1 protein-coding gene is annotated in these 1,222 nt (G+C 45.7%); it reads left to right on the top strand.

Annotation, left to right across the window (positions count from 1 at the left end; translation table 11 throughout):
- Positions 1-258 precede the first annotated feature (258 nt).
- On the top strand, positions 259-1,222 hold a 964-nt coding region (locus AB4167_RS21515; RefSeq protein WP_372136998.1), incomplete at its 3' end, for a reverse transcriptase domain-containing protein.

The following is a 1,222-nucleotide window of genomic DNA, read 5'->3' as shown; positions in this document are numbered from 1 at the left end:
GTCGCCGTACTCTCCGCACTATAGTGGGCATCTAAGCTGACATTTTACGTAACATACGGAACAGGGTAAGCCTGTATCACTCCCTTTGGGAAAGCCTTTGTGGCCGATAGTGATGCAGGTATAGGAGGTCGGAAAAAGCGAAAGCTGCATTGTAATGATGCAGATACAGACTTATGTCTGATCACGAAAGTGAGCCCACTTCCGACTGGTCTCCCATTGCGAGAGAATTTGAAGAACTTTATTCAAGGAGAAAAGCAAATGGTGATCTCGAAAGAGATTAGTGCATCTTCTGACGGCGCTCAATGGCAGTCCATCGACTGGAAATCCGTTGAAGCACACGTATTGAAGCTTCAAATGCGTATCGCAAAAGCAACGAGAGAAAAGAAATACGGTAAGGTGAAGTCCTTACAGTGGCTCTTGACTCATTCTCGCTCAGCCAAGCTTCTTGCGGTTAAGCGAGTCTCTCAGAATAAAGGCAGTAAAACGTCTGGAATAGACGGTGTCACCTGGAACACAGATGTACGCCGTATGAAAGCAGTCAATCAACTGAGCCGCAAGGCTTACTTTGCAAAACCACTCAAACGTATCTACATCCCCAAAAAGAACGGTAAGCTCAGGCCATTGGGTATTCCATGCATGATTGATAGAGCGCAACAAGCCCTCCACCTTCTAGCATTAGAACCAGTGTCCGAAACGCTTGCCGACCTCAATAGCTATGGGTTTAGGCCAAATCGCAGTACGGCTGACGCCGTCAGTCAGTGTTTCAAATGTTTGGCTCTAAAGCGATCAGCGAAATGGGTTCTTGAGGGAGATATTAAGGCTTGCTTCGACAAAATCGGGCATCAATGGCTTATGGACAATATCACGGTAGATAAACGTATGTTAGAGCAATGGTTACAGTCTGGCTATGTGGATAAGGGTCTGTTCTATGATACCGATGAGGGTACACCTCAAGGTGGAATAATATCTCCAACCTTGATGCTAATGACTCTCGCGGGAATAGAGCAACAAATAAAATCTACAGCTCTGAAAATGGGTGCTAGGGCCAACTTTATTGGTTATGCGGATGATTTCGTGGTCACCTGCTCTTCAAAGGAAGTGCTAGTGAACGATATCAAACCGTTGATTGCTGACTTTCTGGCAGAAAGAGGGTTAACCCTCTCCGAAGAGAAAACGAAGGTCACTCATATTGATGATGGCTTTGACTTTCTGGGTTTCAATC

This window comes from Vibrio sp. 10N.286.49.E11 (assembly GCF_041469505.1).
Lineage (GTDB): Bacteria > Pseudomonadota > Gammaproteobacteria > Enterobacterales > Vibrionaceae > Vibrio > Vibrio crassostreae_C.
This window is presented reverse-complemented; position numbering and strand designations above follow the sequence as displayed.